Annotated in this window: 13 protein-coding genes; 6 read left to right on the top strand and 7 right to left on the bottom strand. The window is 71.9% G+C overall.

Annotation, left to right across the window (positions count from 1 at the left end; genetic code table 11):
• Positions 1-42: 42 nt before the first annotated feature.
• The 3 genes from ACIRPU_RS13920 to ACIRPU_RS13910 all read left to right on the top strand — a co-directional run bounded on the left by ACIRPU_RS13920 (position 43) and on the right by ACIRPU_RS13910 (position 4,535).
• A complete protein-coding gene (locus ACIRPU_RS13920) occupies positions 43-939 on the top strand; it encodes a hypothetical protein (RefSeq protein ID WP_403866098.1) in 897 nt (298 codons plus the stop codon).
• A gap of 169 nt (positions 940-1,108) precedes the next feature.
• Positions 1,109-2,848, top strand: coding sequence for a lysyl oxidase family protein (locus tag ACIRPU_RS13915; RefSeq protein WP_403866095.1), 1,740 nt, complete (start codon positions 1,109-1,111; stop codon positions 2,846-2,848).
• Between the two features lie 394 nt (positions 2,849-3,242).
• Positions 3,243-4,535: an LCP family protein gene (locus ACIRPU_RS13910; protein ID WP_403866092.1), complete on the top strand. Its 1,293-nt coding sequence runs from the start codon at positions 3,243-3,245 to the stop codon at positions 4,533-4,535.
• Between the two features lie 216 nt (positions 4,536-4,751).
• Here the strand turns inward: ACIRPU_RS13910 and ACIRPU_RS13905 are convergent, their stop codons facing one another.
• Together ACIRPU_RS13905 and ACIRPU_RS13900 are read right to left on the bottom strand one after the other, a co-directional pair.
• The gene (locus ACIRPU_RS13905; RefSeq protein WP_403866089.1) at positions 4,752-6,104 is read right to left on the bottom strand and encodes a sensor histidine kinase; all 1,353 of its coding nucleotides are present in this window, start codon (positions 6,102-6,104) and stop codon (positions 4,752-4,754) included.
• Positions 6,105-6,254: 150 nt separating this feature from the next.
• Positions 6,255-6,452 (bottom strand): hypothetical protein, encoded by a 198-nt coding sequence (locus ACIRPU_RS13900; RefSeq protein ID WP_403866085.1) that lies wholly within the window; start codon positions 6,450-6,452, stop codon positions 6,255-6,257.
• A gap of 181 nt (positions 6,453-6,633) precedes the next feature.
• Between ACIRPU_RS13900 and ACIRPU_RS13895 the strand changes: the two genes are divergently transcribed.
• The 3 genes from ACIRPU_RS13895 to ACIRPU_RS13885 all read left to right on the top strand — a co-directional run bounded on the left by ACIRPU_RS13895 (position 6,634) and on the right by ACIRPU_RS13885 (position 8,604).
• Entirely contained in the window at positions 6,634-7,185 is a 552-nt protein-coding gene (locus ACIRPU_RS13895) for a MarR family winged helix-turn-helix transcriptional regulator (protein WP_403866082.1), read from the top strand.
• A gap of 96 nt (positions 7,186-7,281) precedes the next feature.
• Complete coding sequence (locus ACIRPU_RS13890) at positions 7,282-7,650, top strand: DoxX family protein (protein WP_403866079.1); 369 nt, start codon at positions 7,282-7,284, stop codon at positions 7,648-7,650.
• 30 nt (positions 7,651-7,680) lie between these two features.
• On the top strand, positions 7,681-8,604 hold the full coding sequence (locus ACIRPU_RS13885) for an RNA polymerase sigma-70 factor (protein ID WP_403866076.1): 924 nt from the start codon (positions 7,681-7,683) through the stop codon (positions 8,602-8,604).
• Between the two features lie 46 nt (positions 8,605-8,650).
• On the opposite strand, the gene ACIRPU_RS13880 is transcribed toward ACIRPU_RS13885, so the two are convergent.
• From ACIRPU_RS13880 to ACIRPU_RS13860, 5 genes are all read right to left on the bottom strand, one after another.
• A complete protein-coding gene (locus tag ACIRPU_RS13880; RefSeq protein ID WP_403866073.1) occupies positions 8,651-9,274 on the bottom strand; it encodes a GtrA family protein in 624 nt (207 codons plus the stop codon).
• Between the two features lie 183 nt (positions 9,275-9,457).
• Positions 9,458-11,266, bottom strand: a complete 1,809-nt coding sequence (locus ACIRPU_RS13875) for an NADase-type glycan-binding domain-containing protein (RefSeq protein ID WP_403866070.1) — start codon at positions 11,264-11,266, stop codon at positions 9,458-9,460.
• Positions 11,263-11,820 (bottom strand): phage tail protein, encoded by a 558-nt coding sequence (locus ACIRPU_RS13870; RefSeq protein WP_403866067.1) that lies wholly within the window; start codon positions 11,818-11,820, stop codon positions 11,263-11,265. The genes ACIRPU_RS13875 and ACIRPU_RS13870 overlap by 4 nt, the downstream gene beginning before the upstream one ends.
• Positions 11,821-11,851: 31 nt before the next feature.
• Positions 11,852-13,810: a putative baseplate assembly protein gene (locus ACIRPU_RS13865; RefSeq protein WP_384115870.1), complete on the bottom strand. Its 1,959-nt coding sequence runs from the start codon at positions 13,808-13,810 to the stop codon at positions 11,852-11,854.
• Positions 13,810-14,253, bottom strand: coding sequence for a GPW/gp25 family protein (locus ACIRPU_RS13860; RefSeq protein ID WP_020132881.1), 444 nt, complete (start codon positions 14,251-14,253; stop codon positions 13,810-13,812). Before ACIRPU_RS13860 ends, ACIRPU_RS13865 begins: the two co-directional genes overlap by 1 nt.
• Positions 14,254-14,294: the final 41 nt, after the last annotated feature.

Raw genomic sequence — 14,294 nt, 5'->3', positions numbered from 1 at the left:
GCACCGGCAAGTGAATCCCGTTCCCCGCACGAGGAGTTCACCATGCGCAAACCCCCCGCACGGCGACCCGCCCGCCACCTCGCGAGGCCCCTCACCCTCGCCCGGCTGCTCACCGTCCTCGGGGCGCTCGTCGCCCTCCTCATCCACGCGACCGGAGTCGCCGCCCCACGGGCCGAGGCGGCCGACGAATGGAACCCGCCCGCGGCCCTGGTCCAGCCCCTGAACGAGGTCTGGAACCACGTCTCGACGACCTACCCCGACCTCTACGGCTTCCGCAACTACGGCTGGGACCAGGTCATGGCCAACAAGGGCAGCATCAACTACTGCGTCCGCTGGGAGTCGGACGCCCCCGTCAACACCACCCTGCGCGACCAGATCCACGCGGCCCTGAAGAAGCAGTTCGCCAAGTGGATGGCGGCACAGGTGGAGAACGGCCGGGCCTACGACAACTGGCCCTACACCACCGTCCCGGTCAACATCGTCGGCTGGGCGGTGAAGAACCGCTCCACCCTCCAGTGGTCCGACGACTCCGTCGACGTCTACTCCGGCGTCCTCGACGGCGCCGGCGCCCCGCAGTGCGTCCCCGACTGCGGCCGCTTCTTCCACCAGGACGGCAACTACTCCAAGTGCCCCGGCGGCACCGCCCGCCACTACGACCAGTCGCTCTGGCTCACCAAGGGCTTCCAGGGCGGCGCCGGCGGCGACTGGGGCCAGCGCGTCGGCCAGGAGTACTTCACCGGCGTCCTGAACCAGGAGAACATCCACATCTACCTGCACGAAGTCGGCCACACCTTCGGCCTCGACGACTTCTACGACTGGACCCCGACCGGCCAGTGCTGCTTCCTGATGAACGCCGGCAGCGCCACCCAGATCACCGAATTCGACAAGTGGATGCTCCGAGACTTCTGGCGCCACCTGAAACCCCGCTACAACCTCTGACGCTCTTCAGTCGGTTTTCGCCCAACAGGCAACCCCGACACACCATTTACCGGTCTCACAGGGTGCTCACAGTTCCGGCCGGGGTGCGGGGGTTCGTCTGTCGCGCCGGTCGGGGTGTGGGCTGTCCAGTCCGATGCCACTGACCATGGCACTCGCAGACGAGGAACCGATGACCAGATCGCAACACCGCAAGGGCCTCAAGCACGCGGCGTTCGCCGCCGGGGCCGCGCTCACCGTCGTGGCCGCCGTCGCCGGGTCCGCTCCCGGCGCCGGGGCCGCGCCGGCGAGCCCGGCAGGGACGCCGAAGCTCAAGCTCGTCGCCGCGTCGAAGGCCGTGACCGCCGACCGGTACGAGGGGAACTCCGGGGTCTACCTCGACCTCGGGACGTACGTCACCGTCGACAACGCTCCGCTGGAGCTGAAGGTGACCCGCAAGTCGTACAAGGACCCGATCGTCGCCCAGCAGATCCTGCGCAACGGGACGAAGGTGACGACGAAGACGCTGCCCGCCGGGCTCGTCAAGGACTTCAGCGGCCTCCCGGACTTCCTGGAGGTCTCCATCAAGAACGCGGCCGGGGCGGAGGTGCAGAAGAGCACGAGCAACTTCTGCCTGAACAACGCCTCCGGCCGACTGCGTCCGGACGCCCCGGCCACCTCGCACTATCCGCAGAGCTGCTCCACCAACCCCTTCACGCTCGGCTCGGTCTGGGGCGTCGAGAAGGGCTGGGCGGCCAACACCTCCGCCTTCGACTACGACAGGCCGCTCGACCTGGCCGCGGGTGAGTACACCGTCAAGGTGGCGGTGGCGAAGAAGTACCGCGACCTGTTCGGCATACCCGACGACCGGCCGACCATCGCGCTGACCGTCCGGGAGATCAGCGACGGCGGGGAAGGCGGAGGCGGAGGTGGGGCCGGTCTCACCGCCCACAGCGCCACCGGCACCGGCAGCGGCCACGGCCACGCCTCGCACGACATGGCGGGCATGGCGGGCATGGAAGGTATGGAAGGCATGGCCGGCATGGGGGGCGGTCATCACTACGGGCCCCGTGGCGCCGACGCTCCCACGCCCTCCGCGCTCTCGCACGCCCTGGAGGCCCGTGGTCTCACCCCCCGCCCGGGCGACGGCGCCGGTCACACCGACGGCTCCCGGATCGCACCCGCGCTGAAGGCCGCCGGCAAGCGGCCCACCGGCCGGGCGGGCGTAGCGGCCGACGTGCCGAAGCCGGACCTGCGTTCGCTGCCCGCCTGGGACATCGCGGTCACCGACGGCGAGGACGGCGACGTGGCCGGCAAGGACTACCTCGCGTTCAGCGCCAACGTCTGGAACGCCGGCCCCGCGCCGCTCGTCGTGGACGGCTTCCGCAAGCCGGGCGCGGACCTGATGGACTCGTACCAGTACTTCTACGACGCCAAGGGCAAGCAGGTCGGCTACGCGCCGGCCGGCACCATGGAGTGGGACCCGCGCATCGGCCACGAGCACTGGCACTTCACCGACTTCGCCAGCTACCGGCTGCTCGCCGCCGACCAGAAGGAGATCGTCAAGAGCGGCAAGGAGGCGTTCTGCCTCGCCAACACCGACGCCATCGACTACACGGTGAAGAACGCCAACTGGCACCCGTACAACACCGATCTGTCGACCGCCTGCGGCCAGCAGAACTCGATCTCCGTGCGGGAGGTCCTCGACGTCGGCTCCGGCGACACGTACACCCAGTACCGTCCCGGCCAGTCCTTCGACATCACCGGCCTGCCGAACGGCACCTACTACATCCAGGTCGTCGCCAACCCGGCGAACCGCCTCCAGGAGACCAACACCAAGAACAACGTCTCCCTGCGCAAGGTCGTCCTGGGCGGCACCGAGGGCGCCCGCACGGTCTCGGTCCCGCCGGTCGGCCTGATCAACGCGCCGTGACCGTCCCCGCGACCGTCCACGTGACCGTTCTCTGATCCATCAGCCTCTCAGGCATTCCGACGCCCCCGCGGAGACCAGCCCGCGGGGGCAACCCTGGGGTGGCTCTGTGAGTCTCCTGAGTCATCTGTGCTTTTAAGACGTATTCCTGCACGCGTGTAGGGTTCCGACGTTCGGCGGCGACCAACGCCGACGATCCGAACACGGTGTACGGGGTGAAACAGCCGAGGCGGAGGGGCGAGCGCCGGTGAGCGGGACGAGGAGGCGTGGGCGTACTCCGGTGGAGGCGGCCGGCCGAGGCGGCAGGAGCAGGACGGGCGGGCCCGGTGGCGGTACGGGCGGGCCCGGCAGGACGCGGCTCACCCGGCGGGGAAAGATCCTCGTGTGGGGCGCGGGCGTGACGTCCCTGGTCGTCCTCGGGGTGGGCGGGGTCGGGGCCTGGGTCTACAACGACCTGAACAACAACATCAACTCCGCCGACGTGGACGACAAGCTGGGCGAGAACCGGCCCGAGAACCTCAGTCCCGGCTCGAAGAACATCATGATCGTCGGATCCGACAGCCGCGACGGCGCCAACGCCAAGTACGGCAAGGATCTGACCACCATGCAGTCCGACACGCTGATGGTGCTGCACATCCCGGCCGACCGTAAGTGGGCCTCGGTCGTGTCCTTCCCGCGCGACTCGTGGGTGGAGATACCCAGTTGCGAGAAGGGGGACGGCAGTTCGTCCTCCCCGCACCACTTCAAGATCAACGAGGCGTTCGCGCTCGGCGGCAGCAACGGCAAGGTCGCCGAGGCCGCCGCGTGCAGCATCAAGACCGTCGAGTCCAACACGGGCCTGCGCATCGACCACTTCATGACGGTCGACTTCTCCGGCTTCAAGGGCATGGTCGACGCGCTGGGGGGCATCGAGGTCTGCCCGAAGCAGGCCATCCACGACGAGAAGGCCCACCTGGACCTGGAGGCGGGCTGCCAGACCGTCAAGGGCGAGAAGGCGCTCGGATACGTCCGCACCCGCTACAGCGTGGGCGACGGCTCCGACATCGGACGCATCGGGCGCCAGCAGGAGTTCATGGACGCGCTGGCCAAGAAGGCCAAGTCCAAGCTCACGAGCCCCGACGCCATGTACGGCTTCCTCCAGTCGATCACCAAGTCCCTCACCACCGACCCCGACATGGCCGGCATCCAGCCGCTGTACGGGCTGGCCAACGAGCTCAAGGGGATACCGAGCGACCGCCTGAGCTTCCTCACCGTGCCCAACTACGGGCGCGAGGCCGACCAGCCCACCGACAAGGCCAACATCGTCTGGCAGTACCCGCAGGCCACCGACCTGTTCACCTCCCTGGCCAAGGACAAGGAGGTCACCAAGCCGCAGTTGGAGGCGGCGAAGAAGAACGTGGTGTACGCCTCCAGCGTGCGGGTCCAGGTCCTCAACGGCACCGGGGTCTCCGGGCGCGCCGCCGCCGTCGCGGAGAAGCTGAAGGACGCCGGTTACACCGTCACCGGCACGGGCAACGCCCCCAAGACGGTGGCCAAGACGACCCTCACCTATCCGACGGGCCTCGACGGCCAGGCCGCCGTCCTCGCCTCCCGGCTGCCGGACCGGACGGCCACCGCCGACGCCTCGGCCGCACCGGGCGTCATCACCCTGGTGGTGGGACCCGAGTTGAAGGTCGGCGACGTCGCCTGACGAGGTCTCCGGCCTCACGAGGTCTCCGGCCTGACGGTGTACATGGTCAAGAGCACCCCCGAGATGCGGTAAGCTTGATCTTGAGCCGGTCACCGGAAAGCAAAACGGTGGACGACCTCTGCGTTGGTGGTCCAAGGAAAGACGCCCCGCTTCCTGCGGGGAAATGCAGGTGCAAGGCCTGCCCGGCGCTCCATTTCGAACGAGTCCCATCCCGTGTCAGACGGGGTGGGACTCGTTCGTTTCCCGTGTGCGCAGGGGCAGTTCGGCGACGACCTCGAAGCCGCCGCCGGGCCGATGCCCGGCACGGACCCGGCCGTCCGCCGAGCGGGCCCGCTCCCGCATGCCGATGAGGCCGTATCCGCCGCCGCCCACGGAGGCGGGGGCCTTCGGATGCGCGCCGCCGCCGTCGTCCGTGACCGCGACCGTCAGCAGATCCTCCGTGTAGACGAGCCGTATCGCCGCCGTACGGGCGCCCGCGTGCTTGGTGACGTTGGTCAGGGCCTCCTGCACGATCCGGTACGCCGTGAGCTCCGCGCCGGCGGTGAGCGGACCGGGCTCACCCTCGGTGTGGAGCCTGACCTCGAGGCCCGCCCCCTCGAAGGAGGCCGCCAGCCGCGGCAGTTGAGCGATTCCGGGGGTGGGCCCCCCGGCCCCGACCGATCCCACGGCCCCGACCGACCCCACGTCGTTGGTGCCCGCTCGACGCAACAGGCCGACGGTGGACTTGAGTTCGCGCAGGGCGGAGGCGGTGGTGCCGGTCAGGTCGGCGGTGAGGCGGGCGGCCTCCTCGGGACGGGCGGGGAGGTGCCGGGCCACCGCGCCGGCCTGGAGTCCGGCCAGGACCAGGTGGTGGGCGACGACGTCGTGCAGGTCACGGGCGATCCGCAGGCGCTCCTCGGTGACCCGGCGGCGGGTCTCCTCCTCCCGGGTGCGTTCGGCGTGCTCGGCGCGGGCCCGGACGGCGTCCAGACAGGCGGCGCGCAGTCGGGTCACCGTCCCCAGCGCGGTGGGCAGCAGCAGCCAGGCGGCGGGGCCGAGCAGCTTGAGGACCAGCGGTTCGCCGGCCGGCCCGGACGGCAGCCCGACGCCGACCAGCAGGACGATGCCGGTGAAGGCGAAGGCGTTGGCGGTCCTGCGGTCGGTGGACGAGGCGAGGGAGTACAACGCGGCCATGAGCGGCGCCAGCAGCAGCACCGTGAGCAGATACCCGAGCGCGGAGGCGGCCACGGCGCAGGCGAGGGTCACGACGACCGTGCCGCGAGGGCGGTCGCGGCGCCGGATCAGCGCCGCGCAGGAGACAGCGGCCAGCACCACACCGGGCCACCAGGGAACGCCCAGGTCCTGGCCGGGGAAGGTGATCACACTGCCCGGGAACGAACAGGCGAAGAGGGCGGCGGCGAGAACCGCGTCGGAGGACCGGGGATGGCCACCGGCGAACGGCAGTCCAGGGAGACCGACGGCTCCGGCGGGCTGGGAGGAAGGCTGCGGGAGGGGCTGGGCACGGGCATGGGGCGGCTGGGCATGGGGCTGGGCACGGGCATGGGGCTGGGCGGGGATCCGGGAGCGCATGGGATGGGGTTCCTGTTGCGAGCGAGGAGAGGGAGGGTCAGCCGGTGCGGTGGCCCCAGCCGTGCCAGGCGGTGACCAGCGCGGAGGCGCCGACCACGACGGCGAGGAGAAGGAGGAGGAGGGGGAGGAGGGGGAGCGTCGGGTGAGCGGTCACGGACGGACTCCGGCCGCGGTCGCGGTGCCGCCGGGGAGGAGCGCCTGCCAGAGCGGCAGGACGGTCCTGGCGGGCGCGAGGGCGGGAGCCGGTGCGAGGGCGAGGCGTACGGCACCGGCACGGACACCGGCGCGGGCGGGCGCCGGGCGGCGGACGCGGTTCTTCCGGGCGGGGGCGATGGTGGCGTGCGGCATGGGAGACGCTCCGGTGGATCGGGGGTGCTCTTGGGTCTCTTGGGTGCTCCTGAGTGCCCTTGGGTTCTCTTACCCCGGGGCTCTTAGTTGCTTGAGTTAGGCAACCATGATGGACTTACTTAAGTCAAGCAACGAATTACTTGTCTTGCTTGAGTTAGGCAATTATCTGTACGGTGAACGGATGCCGATACCGTCGCCCGCAACGCCCGTCCCCGAAGATGTGATCGCCGTGGAGCGGGTGCTCACCCGCCTCACCTACCTGGCGACCCGCGCCCGTCGGCACGACCGGCTGATGGCGCTCGCCGGACTCCCGCTGGACCGGGCCGACGTGGCGATCCTGCGCCATCTCGCCGAGGCCGACCCGCTCCGCCCCGGGATGCTCGCCGTCCGGCTGTCCGTGGAGGCCTCTCATGTCACGCGGCAGCTCAGGCAGTTGGAGAAGTCCGGCCTCGTGGTCCGCTTCCCCGACCCGGAGGACCGACGGGCCCAGCTCATCCAGCTCACCGAGGCGGGCCGGGCCGCGATCGACCGCGTACGGGACATCGGCCGCCGAGGCATGAGCCTCGCCCTGGCCGACTGGACGCCGGACGACCTGCGGCAGCTCGCCACCCTCTTCCACCGCCTCGTCGACGACTTCGTCGCCCACGCGGAGACGGCGCTGGACGCGCCGGGGGAAGCGTCGCTGGGCGCGCCGGGGGACATGGGGGCGGAGGGCGGTCCGACCGGCGCGTGAGGCCTTCGCGCGTTCGCCGGACGCGGATGTCACAGGCGGAGACCGCTGTCTCGTCCTAGGGGTGCGGAAGGACAAACCCCGATCAAGGAGTGGACGATGGACCTCGCGCTGTGGATCGCCGCCGGACTGCTGGCCGCCTTGGCCCTGGCCGCCGGCGTCACCAAGACGTTCGTGCCCAAGGAGAAGCTGGCCGCCGCCCACGGCGGGGGGTGGACCGCCGACGTCGGCGCCCCCTTCGTCAAGACCCTCGGCATCCTGGAGCTGCTGGCCGCGGCAGGCCTGATCCTGCCTGCCGCGCTCGGGATCGCGCCGATTATGGTGCCGGTGACCGCCGTCTGCTGGATCTTGCTGATGGTCGGCGCGATGATTGCCCACGGCCGCCTCGGTGAGTCCAAGTTGGTGGTACTGAACCTGGTCTATCTCGCCTGCGCGGCATTCATCGCGTGGGGCCGCTTCGGCCTCTGACCGCGTGGGTGACGTCACGGAGGAGCCGGCATGGGCAGGACCGAGGAGTTCCAGGAGCTGCGGCCGCTGCTGTTCTCGATCGCCTACCGGATCCTCGGCAGTGTCGGTGAGGCCGAGGACGCCGTCCAGGAGACCTGGCTGCGCTTCGAGGCCTCCCCGGCCTCACCCGCGTCGACCAAGGCCTTCCTCTCGGCCGTGGTGACCCGGCTCTCGATCGACGTGCTGCGCTCGGCCCGCGTCCGGCGGGAGGAGTACGTCGGGCAGTGGCTTCCCGAGCCGCTGCTCAGCGACCCCTACGAGGATCCGGCGCGGTCGGCGGAACTGGCGGACTCGGTGTCGGTGGCGGCCCTGCTGCTGCTCGAGCGGCTCAGCCCGCTCGAGCGGGCGGTCTTCGTGCTGCGGGACGTGTTCGCGTTCGGGTTCCCCGAGGTCGCGGCGGCCGTGGGGCGTTCGGAGGCGGCGTGCCGCCAGCTCGTGGTGCGGGCCCGGCGCCACATGGCCGAGGGTCGGCCCCGGTTCGCGGCGGACCGCAGAGAGCGGGAGGAACTGGCGTCCGGGTTCTTCGACGCCCTGCGCGAAGGCGATGTCGCCGGCCTTCAGAAACTGCTCGCCGCCGACGTGGCGATGGTCGGCGACGGCGGCGGCCGGGCCCCGCAGCTGGCCAGGGCGGTCAGCGGCGCCGAGAACGTGGCCCGGCTGCTCACCACCGCCTTCGTGCTGGTGGCCCGGATCGACGTGACGTTCGAGCCGCGCGAGATCAACGGCCAGCCCGGCGCGATCTTCCGCGACCGGGACGGCAGGGTGCTCCACACCTTGGCTCTCGACGTGCTCGACGGGCGGATCCAGGCGATTCGCCTGGTGATCAATCCCGACAAGCTCGGGCACCTGGGCCCGGTGGCGGACGCCTGGGCCGTCGACGGCGAAGCGCGGAAGGTGCGCCGGCCCGGGCGGTGAGGGCGGCCGGGTCCGGGCGGTGAGGGCGGACGGGTCCGCGTCTCGGTCAGCTCGGGCTGACGGCCGTCGTCAGCCCGGCGGCGGCGGGGGCGGGCGTCCGCCGGGGGCGGGTGATCGTGACCTTGATCGGCTTGATCGGCTTGATCGCCGTGGGTGCCGTGGGTGCCGTGGGTGCCGCGGTCACCGTGGCCTTGGTCGGCTCCTTCGTGCCGGTCGTCTTCGTCGTCTCGCCGTGGGCGCCGGCCAGGTTTGGCGCGGTCACGTCGGTTGCGGTCGCGTCGGCGCTGGTCGCGAAGACGAACAGGCGCAGGATCACGAAGCGGCCGATGCCCGCGAGGCCCGAGGCCGAGAGGTAGACGAGCTGCTCGGTGAGCATGCCGGGGGTGGGCTGGATCGCGTGCAGGGCGAACACGGCCACGGAGGTCGCCGCGTAGGCGGCCGCCGCCGAGCCCGCCGACTGCCAGTGCCGGCGCAGGCCCGCGTGGCTGCCGGTGCGGAAGGTGTAGCGGGCGTGCAGCTCGGTGCACAGGACGGTCGAGGCGATGGTGATCAGCGCGTTCGACAGGGCCCACGGCATCAGCGCCGCCAGCAGCGGGACGGCCAGGCTGGAGAGGACTCCGGTACCGCCGCCGAAGGCCACGAAGCGGGCGAAGGAGGTCAGCGACTTCACGGCGGTTCCTTCCGCAGCGGGTGAACTAGCTTGCTTAACTCAGGCAACCATAAAGAGATTGCTTGACTTACGCAAGTACACGCTCAAGAGGAAGGGCCCTGGGTGGCCGGGAGGTTTCCCTCCCGGCCACCCAGGGCCCTGAACCGCCAGGTCAGGCCGTCGAGCCGCCGGCCCGCCGGGCCGTCACGTCGAGTTCGCGCTCGACCGGCCGAAGAACTCGATCTCGGCTATCGACACCTGCTTGCTCGCGGAGGCCATGTACGACGACTCGATGGTGAAGCGGACCTTGGTGACGTCGCCCACGCGGAAGGCGCGGCGCTGGCCCCCCGAGCTCTGGTCCAGGACGATCTCCCGGGTCGTCGTCTTGCCGTCCTTCAGGGTGATCGTCGCCTTGATGCGGTGCGGGAGGGCCGACTGGTTGAGCTGGTCGGGGCGGACCGACGTGCCCGAGGTGATGATCAGGTCCAGCAGGCGGGTCGGCTCGTCGAAGCGGGCCTCGATCCACTCGCCCTCGCCCGACTGCGAGACACCGGGACCCCACCAGCTGTTGTTGATCTTGTCGAAGGCCAGCTCCGGCTTGTGCCCCGGGTAGGAGCGCGAGGCCGCGAACGAGTCCGGGGTGACCGGGGCGCGCTTGGCGAAGTGGTCGCGGGTGGCCTGGATCGCGGCCGGCGTGTTCACCCCCGCGATGATCACGAGGGTGATGACGACCGCCGCGACCACCCAGCTGAGGATGCGGTCGAACGTACGGCGCAGCCGCGGGCGGTCGCCGGCCCAGGGGGTCGCGCCGTTGCGGTTGAACAGGCGGCGCCACCAGGGGAGGCGGATCGAGGACCGGTCCTCCAGCGTCATGGGCATCGCGCAACGGACGCAGAAGTGCCGGTCGGGGTTGTTGGGGGTGGCGCACCAGGGGCACGCGACGCCGTTGTGCTCGCCCAGGACGGGTCCGGGCGCACGCACCTGCGGCCGGTCCGCGACCGGCCTGCCCGGCAGGACCGGGGCCACGGACGGAGGCGCGGCGGGTCGGGGCTCGGCGTCGGCCACGGGGACCAGGAGGGAACGGGCCCGGGCGGCCATTGTGTCGCCGAGGGCGGGAGCGGGGGCGGCGGCCGCCGGTACGGGTGTGGTGGGGGCGGTCCGGTCGGGGGCGGGAGTGTGCGCGGGGGCCGGTGTTGTGCCGGACGGAGCGGTGGTGCCGTCCTCCGGCGGGATGACCGGCAGGGGAGTTTCCGTGGTGTCCTCGTCGTCCGGGTCGTAGTCGTCGTTGTCGGCGGCCGGGGCGGCGGCCTGGGGCGTGGGCTCGGGCGCGGTGTGCGGCGAGGCGGGTGCCGGCGCGCTCGCCACGGTCGTACCGGGGGCGGCGGCGGGGGCCGGAGAGGTGATGGGAGCGGGAGCGGTGGTGGCGGAGGCGGTGGGGGAAGCCGTACGGGAGGCCGCACCGGCTTCCGGTCCCGCGGCGCCCGACGGCTCGCGCGAGCCCTCCGCGGAGCGGTATCCGGCCCCGGAGCCGCCGCCCACGCCGCCGGAGTCGGCACCGGCCGCCGCCCCGGACCCGTACGCCGAGCCGGAGCCGGAGCCGGAGCCGTACGCGGAGCCTGACGACCCCGTTCCGGACCCGCTTCCGTGAGCGGACCCCGCCCCGGACCCGTCGCCCGTCGCGGACCCGGCACCGGAACCCGTGCCGAAGCCGGGACCCGCCCCGAAGCCGGAGCCCGCTCCCGAGGCGGAGCCCGTCCCGGGACCGGGGTCCGACCCGGATCCGGCACCGGGGGTCGAGCCCGACCCGGAGCCGGACCCCGAACCCGAACCCGAACCCGAACCCGAACCCGAACCCGAACCCGAACCCGAACCCGAACCAGCGCCCGGGCCGGTGGCCGCGCCGGGGCGCGACGAGGGGCGGTCCGTCCAGCTCAGTACGGCGCCGCAGGCGTCGCAGAACGACTGGCCGGGCTCGGCCCGCGTGCCGCACTCGGCGCAGTTCTGGGTGGTCATCTCTCCGGGGTCCTTTCGGCGGCGGTCACCTTGACCGTGTACGGCATGTGGGCGGGGCGGGCCGCGGCCACGAGGGTGTCCAGGCGGTGCTCGTCCGCCGGGCCGGGGTCGGGCAGGCGGACCGTGACGTGCAGGTGCGGCCGGGGTTCGCCGGGGACCGGGCCGAGCGGCCGGGCGCTCCAGTCGGCGCCGCCGCTCTCGGAGATCTCCGGCTCCACGCCGAAGGCCAGCCGGACCGTCTCCGACAGGCCGCGCCGGGTGCCGCGCACCCGGTGCAGGTACGCGGCCGCCGCCACCGCGGCCCGCAGCCTCGGTTCCGGTTCCGTGCCGTCGGTCTCCGCGCCGACCCAGCCCGCCAGCCAACGGGTGAAGTCGACCGGGGCGAGGGCCGGGTCGAAGTAGGCGGGCAGGCAGTCCAGGACGTTGAGGATGGGGGCCATCACCTCGTCCAGACCCCCGACGAAGCGCTGTGCCAGGTCGTCGTCGGCGAAGACGGCCGGCAGCATCCCGCCGATCGGGACGGAGGAGCCGAGTCCGTCCACGGAGCCCCTCAACGCTCCGTGTCCTTACGTGAGTTCGCGCCGGTCATGAGCCGTCCCCGATCACTCGCACCCGGTGGTCGTAGGAGAACACCAGGGCCGGGGCGGCCAGGTCGATGCGGTCGGTCGCCTCGCCGCGCTTGCCCGTCAGCGGGTCGGCGGGGTGCAGCATGACCTGGTCGACCAGCTCCACTCCCGGGACGCGTTGGAGGACGGCGAAGACCTCGCCCGACTGCACCGGGCGGCCGAAGGGCCAGCCCTTGCCGTCCGCGCCGCCGACCAGCGGGTCGAGGTGGCGGTAGAGGGCGTCGTGGGCCTGGCGGCGGACGCGGTCCGTGTCGACGCCCCGGAAGGCGTGGACCGTCGCCACCACCGTCACACCCTGGTAGTACGGCGGGCCGACGGCCAGCCTGGTGCCGATCAGACGGCGTTCGTCGAGATGGCGGGTGATGCGGTCCAGCAGGGAGTCGCCGGGCACCAGTTGCTCGAAGCGGAGGCGTCCGCCGGGGTCCGGCACGGCCTGCGGGACCACCAGCACCCGTACCGCGTAGGAGCCGTGTTCGTCGGGCTGACCCTCCAGGCAGGTGATGCGGGCGGTCTCGGGCGCGGCCCGGCGGGCGAGTTCCTCGTAGTCGCGCAGGGTCACGGCCCGCTCCTGGGCGCGCAGGGTGATCGGCGCGCGGAGCTTCGCCTCCTCCACCGTCTCGCCGTCGACCCCGCCGCGCGCGGCCTCCCGGTTGACGACCTCCGAGACGTATGGGACGGAGGTGCGGAGCACTTGCACCGCGCCCCGGGCCACGTTGCCGGCGCGGCCGCCGCCCGTGCGGTAGCGGCGGGCGCGGATGACCGAGCCCTTGGGGGCGACGGCCCCGTACTGGCGGAGTTTGCCGTCGGGTTCGCGGACGGACGGGCCGAAGGCGATCTCGCCGGTGGCCGCGTCGAGGGTGACATGGCGGTCGTCGTGGCCGGAGGCGGCGAAGTGCGGGACGACCTGCCAGTCGGACCAGCCCTCGTGCTGGGCGGTCTGCAGCAGAAGCGGCGGGTCGTCGCCGACGACGGGCGAGTGCGCGAGGGCGACGCGCTGGCCGGGCAGGCCGGTGGACTCGCCGAGGGCCTCGTCGTAGACGGTCTCGGCGTGCACGGCGGGGGCGGTGCCGCCGATCGTGAAGACCTCGGCGGAGCGCACGGTCGGCGAGGTCGTGTAGAAGGGCTGGCCGGTGAGGGGCTCGGTGACGCGGCAGCGCAGCCAGCCGGCCTCCTGGCCGCCGGAGCGGGACAGGACGTGGCCGCCGGTGATGTGCAGGACGACCTCGCCGGGGCGGTTGAGGCCGCCGGTGCCGTCGCGGTCGATCTCGCACTCCTGCCAGCCGTCCTCCGTCCACGCCTCCCAGACGAGCGGGGGCTGGCGCGGGTCGACGCCGACGCCGTCGACGCGGCTGTCCAGTTCCAGGACCACCGCGCAGTGCGGGACGGCCGCGCTCAGACCGAACAGCATGCAGTCGCCGGGCTGCGGGGCCTCGGCGAAGCAGAGCAGGTCCTTGCCCTCGGTGAGGTCGCTGGTCCGGTCGGTGACCGGCTCGCCCCGGTGCTGCACCACGAGGTGGTTCAACTGGCTTGGCACGACGGTGAGTTCGCGTTCCGTCGCGAAGACGACCGCTTCCTCGCTCTCCGTGCGGACCGTGGCCACCTCGGTGCCCACGGGCAGGAGGACCGGCTCGTCCTGCGGCGCGGACAGCCAGAAGGTGACCTCCGTGCGGGCGGCGGACGGCGGGAAGAGACGGATGCCGACCAGGTCCAGGAAGGCGAGGTGGTTCTTGTCGGGGACGCGGTTGAGGCGGTACACGATCTGGTCGGCCATGTGGGCGACCGTCTCGATGAGCGTCACGCCGGGGTCGGAGACGTTGTGGTCGGTCCACTCCGGTGCGCGCTGCTGGATGTAGCGCTTGGCGTCGTCGACGAACTGCTGGAAGCGGCGGTCGTCCAGGTTCGGGGAGGGCAGGGCCATCAGCGGTCGCTTTCGGAAGCCGTACCGGACGGACCGGGAAGACCCGGCTCGTCATGGGACGGAATGACGTAGAAGGGGAAGACGAGACTGCGCGGATTGTTGGTGCCGCGGATCGCGTACTGGACGTCGATGAAGAGCACGCCCTGTTCGGCGCCGGCGGTGACCTCGACGTCGGTGACCTCGATGCGCGGCTCCCAGCGGTCCAGGCTGGTGTACACCTCGTGCTGGATGCGCCCGGCGGTCGCCTCGTTGACCGGGGCGAAGACCAGGTCGTGGATGGCGCAGCCGTACTCCGGGCGCATGGGGCGTTCGCCCGGCGCGGTGGCGAGGATCAGCCGGATGGCCTCCTCGATCTCACGCTCCCCGCTGACCAGGGCGATGCCCCCGGTGGGGCCGATACGCAGGGGGAACGCCCAGCCCGATCCGACGAATTGCTCGGCCATCAGACGGCCACCTGCCTCTTTCTGATTCTCACGGCATGCCG

This window comes from Streptomyces sp. NPDC102259, from assembly GCF_044766465.1.
Taxonomy (GTDB): Bacteria; Actinomycetota; Actinomycetes; order Streptomycetales; family Streptomycetaceae; genus Streptomyces.
Note: the sequence above shows the minus strand (reverse complement) of the source record. Positions and strands in the feature narration are given on the sequence as shown.